Source organism: Pedobacter sp. ASV12 (assembly GCF_016429155.1).
Classification (GTDB): domain Bacteria; phylum Bacteroidota; class Bacteroidia; order Sphingobacteriales; family Sphingobacteriaceae; genus Pedobacter.
This window is the reverse complement of sequence record NZ_JAELUC010000108.1, coordinates 1-10,162: the sequence shown is the minus strand read 5'-3', so window position 1 is coordinate 10,162 and position 10,162 is coordinate 1. Positions and strand designations below refer to the sequence as shown.

The following is a 10,162-nucleotide window of genomic DNA, read 5'->3' as shown; positions in this document are numbered from 1 at the left end:
AGATGTGTATAAGAGACAGTCATGATAGAGCTGCTTACAGTTTTAACCATTGCCACTTTGGCCACCATTAGTCCGGGACCAGATTTTGTAGTTGTAACCCGCAATAGTTTATTGCATAGCCACAGCGTGGGCATGTACACGGCCACAGGCATTGCTTTGGCCGTATTGATCCATGTGGCCTATACCATTTTAGGAATTGGCTATCTCATTTCGCAGTCTGTTTTGCTTTTTACTATCCTCAAAACCATTGGTGCCTTATACCTGATCTATATCGGCATCAAAATGAGCTGGACAAAGGGAAAAGCAATTGCTCCTGGTGGCGAAAAAGCAGTTGTTCAGTCCTTATCGCCTGCAAAAGCGCTACGCCAAGGTTTTATCTGTAATGTAACCAACCCTAAAACAACTATTTTTATTGTGAGTATTTTTGTCCAATTGGTTAGCCCTGCAACGCCTTTATGGCAGCAGCTGCTTTATGGGTTGGCCATTGCGTTTATCCATTTGATTTGGTTTGGCATCCTAGCCTTTGGTTTTGCCAGCATGGCTAAATATCCACGGTTCGACAAGCTAAAATCAGGTTTCGAAAAAGTGGCAGGCGTGGTTATGATAGGCTTGGGACTTAAATTGCTGTTATCTGGCAATCGCTAACAAACAATTGGATGCCTAATCGGAACGTTAAAAAAATATCGCTAGAAATGTTCTAAAAGCTTACTTTTACTTCAAGGCTTGGCAGCCAACAGCAATTTTAGATGGCCTGCCTAGCTCTTGTTAAAAGAACAGGCCTTTTTTAGGCTAAAAAGATATGGAAAGAACCAATGCTAGGCTTCAGGAACTGATTGAACTTTATTTGCAGCAAACCATTACTGAAGCAGACAAAATCGAGTTATGGGACTATATCGACGATCCGGTATTTGAAGCAGAAATAAAGCATTCGCTTTCCGAAGCGTTCTACCAAGTAGCACCTGTCGAGCTTACGGCCCTGCAACAAGAACAGGCGCTTAACCATATCTTTCAGCCTAATGATCCAGCCGTAGCGAGCCGACAGATACAAAGGCAATCCAAGCTTAAACGCCTGTGGACAAGAATTGGAATAGCTGCAACCATAGCCATGGTATTAGGGCTCGGCCTTTATTTCTACCAAAAGAAAACCGCACTTTCGTTGGCCGACCAAGTAGCACGCAGCGGCATAAATACTGGTGGATACAAGGCATTTCTAACGCTGGCCAACAACAAACGTATTGCGCTAAGTGAAAGCCAAACCGGAATTATGCTGCAAGAAAACAAACTGTTGTACAGTAACGGAACATCACTTTCAGGTATCAATCCCGCCGATTTGGGGCAGGAATATACATTGAGTACCCCTAAGGGCGGTACTTATCAGCTCGTTTTGCCCGATGGCACAAAGGTTTGGCTCAATGCTTCTTCTTCCATCAGGTTTCCTGCAACGTTTAATGGAGATAGGAGGGTAGAATTTAGCGGAGAGGGCTATTTTGAGGTAGCTAAAGCTGAAAAACATAGCTTCGTGGTCAACAGCCGTTCGCAAAGCGTAGAAGTACTGGGTACGCATTTCAACATCCAAAACTACCAGGACGAAACAATGGCAAAAACTACGCTGCTAGAGGGAAAAGTAAAGGTGGCATTGGCCTATAATGGCCAGTCTTTAACCAGGTTGCTCAAGCCAGGCGAACAGGCGGCCATAGCGGGAAACCAGCTAAAGGTATATAGCGTGGATGTTGAAGATGTAGTGGCCTGGAGAGACGGCTATTTTAACTTTAACAACGAAACTATTGCCCAAATTATGGCCAAGTTGGCCAAATGGTACGATGTAAAAATAGATTTTGTAGATCCGCCGTCGGAGGAAACATTTACCGGTCAGATTTCAAGGACAAAAAAATTGGATGAAGTACTGACTATCCTTGCTAAAGCCAAGCCAATCAAGTTCCAAATCAAAGGCAGAACGATCCAGGTAAGCCGTTAATTTCTGGTCAGCCGTATTTTTTCCATTTATGGTTGGCAACCCAAAAAAATCGGTTATCTTGTAACTGGAATATGTGGGTTAATCCAGGCAATTCTTATTAACGGTAAATTAGTTTTTTGTCTTATATGAAGCAACAAAAAATACTGTTAATCATCCTATTTACATTATTATTCAAGGTTTGCTATGCCCAAAAAGTTACGCTCAATGAGCGCAATTCGGCATTGGAAAAAGTACTTCGTAAAATGCGCCAGCAAACTGGCGTAGGCTTTCTTTTTACCGAAAATGCGTTAAAAAAGGCCGTTCCGGTTACCATTGAAGTGAAAGACCGCGATTTAAGGGAAACCCTCAACCTGATTTTCGAAAATCAGCCACTTCAATATGAATTTGAGAACAACTCGATTGTGGTTTCGGTAAAGCAAAAAAGTCTGTTAGGCAAAATCGTTGCCTATTTTAAAGGAATAGACGTCAAGGGCCGTGTGCTCGATGAAGAAGGCAAGCCCTTGGAAGGAGCGACAATTAGCCTGTTGCCTACCGGAACAGAAAAGGAAAGCAAGCTACGCAAGGTGCTGACTACGACACTTGCCGATGGCAGTTTTCAAATAAAGGGCCTGGCCGACAGTACATCGCTGTACATTACTTATGTAGGCTACGAGCCATTGACGGTGAGGGTTGCCGAAAACCTGGCCGACTTAAAGCTGGTCCTTTCCGGCAATTTAAAAGAAGTGGAGGTCAATACGGGCTATCAAACGCTTACACGCGAGAGAAGTGCCGGCTCGTTTGCTACCCCAAACCTGGAGCTGATGGCTGCACGTACATCTTCCATGAATGTGTTGCAAAGGCTCGATGGCTTGGTAGCAGGTATGGTCGTCAATAATTCGCCAGCGGCCAACAAAGAGGGCAATACCATTTTGGTTCGTGGCTTATCAACGCTTAACGCCAACCGGTCGCCATTGATTGTGGTTGATGGTCTGGCCATGGATATTGGCAATATTTCGGCTATCAATCCGCAAGACGTAGCGAACATTACGGTACTTAAGGATGCTACGGCCGCATCGATTTGGGGCTCGAGAGCAGCCAATGGGGTTATTGTAATCACCACCAAGAAAGGAGATGCCGGCAAAACCAAGGTCAATTATAATTTCTTTGTGAATTTTCAGGGCAGGCCACAATACGATTATTTTCCGGTACTCAGCAGTGCGCAGTACATACAGGCTTCGAGAGAAACCTTCGACCCGGTGTATTGGCCCTACAGCAATGCCACGGTGTATCGCCAACCCACCGTAACTATTGGCATTTCGCCCGATAGGCAGATTCTCTATGATATGAACAGGGGAGTGCTCAGTGCAGCGCAGGGCAATGCCAAGTTGGATAGCCTTTCCAGAATCAGCAATGTAGCCCAAATGGGTGATGTTTGGTATCGTCCAGCCATCTTAATGAACCACAGTCTCGCTGTTGCGGGCGGCACCGAAAGGCACACATTTTACAACTCCCTTGCCTACACCAATACCCAAAGCTATACACCCGGCGAAAGCAACCAGGCTTTTAAGATCAATACCCGGCAGGATTTCGGGATTGGCAAGCGTTTAAAGCTTTACCTGATAGCCGACCTTAATTATCAGTTAGCCGCTGCCGCCAATTTTAAGGCTGTCGACAATCGTTTTCTGCCCTATCAGCTGTTTCAAGATGCCAACGGCAATGCCCTTGCTATGCCTTATCTCGGCTATTTGAGCGAAGCGCAACGGCCATCGATTGAAAGCCAGAGCAAGCTTGGCCTCAATTATAATCCCCTGCAGGATGCGCAAAGTGGCTTTAGCAAAGGCAACGATTTTAAGGGAAGGTTTAATGCCGGCCTAGACATGGAGCTTATTAAAGGGCTGCATTTCGAAGGTCTTTACGGCTATATTAAAGGTATAGGAAATTACAGGAGATATCTTGATCAAAGCAATTACCAGCAAAGGATAAATACGGTTAATTTTGCAGTAGCAAACAGTGACGGTTCGGTTAGCTATAACTTGCCTAATTTTGGTGGCCAATACACCAGTAGCCGCATTGATTTGCAGAACTGGGTGATTAGGAACCAATTGAATTATAGCCACGGTTGGAATAAGGAACAGCACCAGCTAACTGTTTTGTTGGGCAACGAATTGCAGGAGCAGCTTACCTTGAATACCACAAGTACTGTTTTGGGCTACAACCCGAGCCTGCAGACTTATGCCATGGTCGATTACCAGACCCTAAGTTCTACTGGCGTGAAAAATCCTATATTGAGCAAAGGCTTAAGCGGATCTGTTTTAGATCCTAACATGTATTTCTCAGAATTTGAAAGCGTGCCGCGTACCAGGTACTTTTCCTATTATGCCAATGCAGGTTATGTTTTTAAAGGCAAATATATTGTAAATGCCAGCTGGCGAAACGACCAAAGCAATTTGTTTGGGTCAGACCGTACTGCGCAACAAAGACCTGTATGGAGTGCCGGCCTGAAATGGAACATCGGCGCCGAATCTTGGCTATCGACCCACAATTGGATCAGTACTTTGTTGCTCAGGGCCACCTATGGCATTACTGGAAATGCGCCTAAGCCAGGCTATTCTTCTTCAAAAGATGTATTTGCAACAAAGGTGTTGAGCAATGCGCCAGGTGGACAGGCGCTGGTTTTATCTACCTTGGGCAACCCCAAACTTACTTGGGAACATACAGCAAACTACAACTTGGGTATTGATTTTGGCTTGCTGCAACACCGTATTTCAGGAACGTTTGATTACTATGTCAAAAAAACAAGCGGTATGTTAGGCAGGATGCCAATAAACCCAATTGTGGGCGCCGACGCCATCAATGGCAATATAGGCCGAATGAACAACAGGGGCATAGAGCTTACGCTCAATGCGACCCATATCATAGGAAGGGATTTTGCTTGGCATAGCAGCTTGGTTATATCCTACAACAAGAATAAGGTACTGAATGCTGGCGCTTTGCTTATCCCGATTACTACGGGTACGCAACAAGTAAGTTCATTATATACCATTGGCCAATCGGCCTCTGCCATCTATGCCTACAACTATGCCGGATTGGATCAGCTTGGCGATCCGCTGGTTAGGTTGGCCAATGGCGCACTAACCAAGAGAAATATAGATGTATTGCCGGAAGATGTTTTGTATATGGGCAGCATACAGCCGATTTGGAATGGTGGCTTGGCCAACATGTTCAGGTACAGGAATTTTTCGCTCAATCTTAACTTGGCCTACAACTTTGGCGATGTCATGTACAGGGACATGAATCAAGTATTTACTGGAGCGGGTTTTATTTCGCAGCAAAACCTCCAAGCTGGCAACCTCCATGCAGAATTTGCCAATCGCTGGAAACAGCCTGGCGACGAGTCCTTTACCAATATTCCGGCTTTTATTGCCAATAGCAACCTCTCTTCAAGCCGGCGCTTTACCGATTTTTATACCAGAGGCAACCTAAATGTAGTGAGCGCGGCTTATGTAAAGCTAAGAGAGCTTGCCTTATCCTATCAGGTACCCGAAAGAATAGTTAGAAAAATGAAAATAGGCGGATTGAATCTGAAGGCCCAATTGTCCAACGTAATGCTCTGGAAAGCCAATAAATACGGAATAGATCCCGAATTTCAGGATGCAAGGCTCGCGTCCTCGAGTCAAATGCCCTCCAATCAGAATACCATCGCTTTTGGCGTTTCACTAAATCTCTAACCATCGACATGAACTGCTTTAAATATCATAAAATAATTTGCTTGCTGTGTTGTGGCCTGTTGTTTGCCGCCTGTAAGAAAAAGTTCTTGGATATTGATCCGAAGGGCTATCTTATTGCCCAAAAAATGGCAGATTATGACCTTATCCTCAATGATGTAGGTACATTATCAGAAATTACCAGCGTTTCTACTGTATTGATGTCCGACGAAGTTGCAGCCTCAGCTTCATATTTCGAATCGGATACCAGGCTAACCCATCAAAATGCCTTTAAATGGGCAGATGATATTTATCCTGCCGATGCAATCAGGTCAGAGTTTACTATGTTTAGCCAACAGCTCTACCTCTACAACAAAGTAATCAACGAAGTGCTCGATTCTAAAGGGGGGGATTTGACGCAGCAGAAAATGCTGAGAGCCGAAGCGCTTGCTGGCAGGGCTTATGTGTATTGGATGCTGGTTAATTTATATGGCAAGCCCTATCAGTCTGAAACCGCTGCTTCGGATTTGGGTGTGCCTTTGCTCACAATAGCCGATGCTACCCAAACCAAATTTACACGGGCAACCGTACAGCAGGCCTATGACCAGATTTTGGCCGATTTGAACGAAGCCCTTCCAGACCTTCCCGTTAAGATTACAAACAGGGTAAGAATGACCAGGGCAGCAGGTGAGGCCCTATTGGGAAAGGTCTATGTGTTTATGGGCAAATTTGACCTGGCATTGCCATTGTTGGATAAAGCAATCACAGGGCTGCAGCAAACAAGTATTGACCTGGGACTGTACGATTTTAACAAGGAACTGCTTGCAGGAGGAATCTGGTACCCCATCAATTCCTTTACAGGACCGCCTAGGACAGACGCGTTTAAAGACAAGGAAATACTTTATTTGAAGCGGGCTACCAATCAGTACTATTACCTGCTATCGGCTTTGGTCTTAAATCCGCAAACAATTTCCTTGTTCAGCCCAAACGACCAACGCCTTAAGTTTTTTAGTCCCTATCCGCTGGCAGCTGCTAAGCCTTATCCCTTGGGCATGAGGCGCGCTTATGGCAAGGGCTATAGCAATATGGGCATTGGGGTGGCAGATATATACCTATTACGGGCCGAATGCAGGTCGCGCATGGGCGATACAGGTACGGCAGCAACAGAGCTATTGGCCTTTAGAAAAAACAGAATGCCAGCTTCGGAAGCGCTTATCCCATTTTCGGCAACAAGCAACAAGGTGGCGCTAACCAAATTTATCCTGGAAGAACGCATGCGCGAGTTTGCAGTGGATGGACTGCGTTGGTTCGATATGCGCAGGCTGGTTGCCGATCCCGAATATGCGGCTACGGTGGGCAAATCCCATCTGGTTTACGATGACAACGGCAGGGTAGTAGCAAGCTATGTGCTAAAGCCCGAAAGGTTTACGCTGAGGCTGCCCTTATATATTTTGGCAGCCAATCCAGCTATGCCCCAAAACCCTTAGGGATTAACCCATATTTGGAGCGCGGCATTGAAAAGGATGGAATAAAAAATAAGCTTCGTTTCTGGTTAATCTTAGGTATGCCTGATCTTTTTATTAACTTTAGCCGTAAGCTCCCTATATAAGACTTAAACGTGCTTTTTATAAAGAAATCCAACAAATGGCGGTCGAACAGCTGTTAAATGAAAGAGAAATATTGCTTCAAATAGCTGATGGGAGCCAAGCGGCTTTTGCGCAGCTGTTTAAGCATTATCACAGATACGTGTTTGCATTTGCCAAGAAAATTACGCATTCTCAAGAACTGGCTGGAGAAATTGTGCAGGACATCTTTTTAAAGCTATGGCTAAAAAGAGAGACCCTTGGGACAATTGAAAATTTTGGCGCTTACCTGAACCGTACCGTACGCAATACTTCCTTTAATGTTTTGAGGCAACTGGCACATCATGCGAAACTCAACCTAAAGCTCAGCCTGGCCCAAACAGAGCTTGAAGAAAGCACCAACAAGGAACTCGACTATAGAGAAACCAAGCGCTTGCTTAGCGATGCCCTCGATACGCTGTCGGCACAGCAAAGAACGGTTTATCGTCTTTGCCACCAGGAAGGTCTAAAATATGCCGAAGCAGCCGAGAAAATGAATATATCCCCTCAAACGGTTCACGAATACATGAAGCTGGCCTTAAAAAAAATACGGTTTCATTTCAAAAAGAACGGCGCCGGCTATCAGATCCTTATAGCCGTGTTGTTTAAATTCTCCTTATTACTGGTATTGGCTGGTTATCTGTTTGGTAGCTAGTTTTTTTATTATTTTTTTATTGTATCCCCCATCGGGATCGTATTGCAGTGTCATACTACTTAAGGCAACGTAATGTTACGTACAAATGCACAATCCGTTATGGATTGTGGCACCTATAACCAAGTAAAACTTTGGGTGGGGTAAAATGCCGGCTGGCAATGCTTAAGCAGGGCAACGTTCGGACATTTTGCATGGTTATGCCTTAATTATAGCACTGTGAAATGAATGTATTATTGGCAGATCAGCACCAAACCATCCGTGTAGGATTAAGGTCATTATTATATAACATGTGGCCAAGTGCAAGTATAAAGGAGGCTACAGGTATAGACGAAGTAGTAGCACTTATCAGCAGTGGAGGTTTTAACCTGGCCATTATCGACATTTCCTTGCCAGGAGGCGAAAAATTGGAAGAACTGATTGGCTTTTTGGCGCTTGAAACTTCCATCGTGGTTTTTTCTGACAATGAAGCAGACGTTAACCGTATACAGAAGATGCTTTTGGCTGGAGCTGTTCAGTTCCTGCCCCCAAGAACATCACTTCTTGAAATCAGAAACCGTTTGGAAATGCTTTTTATTTAGAATAAACACTTCAATAGCTTGAGTAACGTAAAGTAATTAATGCTTAACACAAGTCCCTATTCAGAGTTGTGTTTATAAGCCAGGTCGTATTGCCTTAAATCTGATGCTCTCTTTTTGTTAATTTAAGTAGGGTACGGGAAGCTAGCCTCCCGTACCCATTTTTTAGCAGTAACCCGTAGCCTTGCTTTGGTTTCGCCGTAATGGATTTACGGAATGCAGGCGCCTGCGGGCAGATTGCTAGATTCTATAAAGCTGAAAATAAAATAAAGTTAACTATATAGTTGACTTTATTTTTGTATGTTTGCCTTTCAGAAAAATAGCAAATGGAAGCAGATATTATCAAAGACATGGGCTACAAGGCCCTCGACAGCCGGTTGAAAAGAATAAGCGATCGCATGTCGCACGACGTTAGGCGGTTTTACAAAGAGCTCGGTATCGATATTGAACCCAATTGGTACCTGATATTTATGCTTTTGCAGGAAATGGGAGAGGTTCCGATTACGGCTATTGCCGAACCTCTGGGCTATACCCATCCATCGGTGGCCATTATCGTTAAAAAGATGGCCGATAAAGGCTATTTGCAACTGAAAAAAGACAGTATCGACAAGCGGAAACAAATGGTTTCCCTTTCAGCTAAAGCCTTGAATATGATGCCCCAATTGTTGAAGATTTGGGACAGCTGCGAAAGAGCCATCCTCAAAATGCTCAATAACGATTTGGCCATCCTCGGTTATCTCGACGGTATAGACCTGGCATTAAAAACCAGCTCTTTTCAGCAAAGGTTTAAGCAGGAATATCTTAATTCGACTATTTAATGAAAACATTTGTTTTAATGAACCTCTTGCTGTTTGCCGGTCTGATGGCCGGTGCAGTAGAAACCAAGGTCATGGTAAGGGCAAAAGGCAGGGATGCCAAATTTATTGGGAGTTCGCTCGGTGGTGCTTATGTGATCATCAGAAACAAGGTTAACCAACAGATTTTGGCCGAAGGAAAAACAAGCGGAAGCACCGGAAATACCGACTTGATTATGAAAGTACCGAAAACAAGGGGCCTTTCTATCGCCGATGCGCAAACCGCTGGTTTCCTGGCCAAAATAGATATTGATGAACCAACTTTTGTAAGCATAGAAGTAATTTCGCCCTTTAACCAAAAACAGGCCCAGGCCAAAGTGAGCACCGAATTATGGCTGCTTCCCGGAAAAGACATATTGGGCGATGGCATTGTGCTCGAAATCCCAGGCTTCATCATTGATATCTTAAAGCCGCGTACCCATCAGTACATCGCCTTAAATTCGGTTAAAGATCGGCCTTTTCAGTTTCAGGCCAACGTGGTGATGATGTGTGGTTGTGTAGTAGAAAAAGGAGGGGTATGGAATTCGGAAGAGATGGAAGTGAGAGGCATTCTTAAAAAAGACGGAAAATACTTAGGGGAGGTTAAGCTGTCACTGGTTTCGACCAACCTTTTCGAAGGCGACGTAAAACTGACGGCAGCCGGAAATTACGAACTGATTCTGTATGCCTACCATGAAAAATCAGGAAATACGGGTATTGATAAGGTAAACTATGTGGTTTATGAATAAGGCAACTGGGTGGCGCTGCAGACTTCAAGGCTTATTTTTCTTGGGTTGTTTCTGTCTCTTATACACATCT

8 protein-coding genes are annotated in these 10,162 nt (G+C 44.4%); all 8 read left to right on the top strand.

Annotation, left to right across the window (positions count from 1 at the left end; all coding sequences use genetic code 11):
- The first annotated feature begins 21 nt into the window (after positions 1 to 21).
- The 8 genes from JHD69_RS17725 (at position 22) to JHD69_RS17690 (ending at position 10,092) form a co-directional block, all read left to right on the top strand.
- A complete protein-coding gene (locus JHD69_RS17725; protein ID WP_199141685.1) occupies positions 22 to 645 on the top strand; it encodes a LysE family translocator in 624 nt (207 codons plus the stop codon).
- Between the two features lie 154 nt (positions 646 to 799).
- Entirely contained in the window at positions 800 to 1,975 is a 1,176-nt protein-coding gene (locus tag JHD69_RS17720; RefSeq protein ID WP_199141684.1) for a FecR family protein, read from the top strand.
- 125 nt (positions 1,976 to 2,100) lie between these two features.
- Positions 2,101 to 5,682: a SusC/RagA family TonB-linked outer membrane protein gene (locus JHD69_RS17715; protein WP_199141683.1), complete on the top strand. Its 3,582-nt coding sequence runs from the start codon at positions 2,101 to 2,103 to the stop codon at positions 5,680 to 5,682.
- An 8-nt stretch (positions 5,683 to 5,690) separates the two neighbouring features.
- On the top strand, positions 5,691 to 7,145 hold the full coding sequence (locus JHD69_RS17710; protein WP_199141682.1) for a RagB/SusD family nutrient uptake outer membrane protein: 1,455 nt from the start codon (positions 5,691 to 5,693) through the stop codon (positions 7,143 to 7,145).
- Between the two features lie 157 nt (positions 7,146 to 7,302).
- Positions 7,303 to 7,935 carry an RNA polymerase sigma-70 factor gene (locus JHD69_RS17705; protein ID WP_199141681.1) on the top strand — a complete coding sequence of 211 codons (633 nt, stop codon included), beginning with the start codon at positions 7,303 to 7,305 and terminating at the stop codon, positions 7,933 to 7,935.
- A 221-nt stretch (positions 7,936 to 8,156) separates the two neighbouring features.
- Positions 8,157 to 8,513, top strand: a complete 357-nt coding sequence (locus tag JHD69_RS17700; protein WP_199141680.1) for a response regulator — start codon at positions 8,157 to 8,159, stop codon at positions 8,511 to 8,513.
- A gap of 323 nt (positions 8,514 to 8,836) precedes the next feature.
- Complete coding sequence (locus tag JHD69_RS17695; RefSeq protein ID WP_199141679.1) at positions 8,837 to 9,328, top strand: MarR family winged helix-turn-helix transcriptional regulator; 492 nt, start codon at positions 8,837 to 8,839, stop codon at positions 9,326 to 9,328.
- Positions 9,328 to 10,092 (top strand): hypothetical protein, encoded by a 765-nt coding sequence (locus JHD69_RS17690; protein WP_199141678.1) that lies wholly within the window; start codon positions 9,328 to 9,330, stop codon positions 10,090 to 10,092. Before JHD69_RS17695 ends, JHD69_RS17690 begins: the two co-directional genes overlap by 1 nt.
- The last annotated feature ends 70 nt before the right edge of the window (positions 10,093 to 10,162 follow it).

Bases quoted from the DNA above. Each gene is read 5' to 3' on its own strand.
- JHD69_RS17725 (WP_199141685.1), top strand. From the start codon at position 22: ATGATAGAGCTGCTTACAGTTTTAACCATTGCCACTTTGGCCACCATT.
- JHD69_RS17720 (WP_199141684.1), top strand. From the start codon at position 800: ATGGAAAGAACCAATGCTAGGCTTCAGGAACTGATTGAACTTTATTTG.
- JHD69_RS17715 (WP_199141683.1), top strand. From the start codon at position 2,101: ATGAAGCAACAAAAAATACTGTTAATCATCCTATTTACATTATTATTC.
- JHD69_RS17710 (WP_199141682.1), top strand. From the start codon at position 5,691: ATGAACTGCTTTAAATATCATAAAATAATTTGCTTGCTGTGTTGTGGC.
- JHD69_RS17705 (WP_199141681.1), top strand. From the start codon at position 7,303: ATGGCGGTCGAACAGCTGTTAAATGAAAGAGAAATATTGCTTCAAATA.
- JHD69_RS17700 (WP_199141680.1), top strand. From the start codon at position 8,157: ATGAATGTATTATTGGCAGATCAGCACCAAACCATCCGTGTAGGATTA.
- JHD69_RS17695 (WP_199141679.1), top strand. From the start codon at position 8,837: ATGGAAGCAGATATTATCAAAGACATGGGCTACAAGGCCCTCGACAGC.
- JHD69_RS17690 (WP_199141678.1), top strand. From the start codon at position 9,328: ATGAAAACATTTGTTTTAATGAACCTCTTGCTGTTTGCCGGTCTGATG.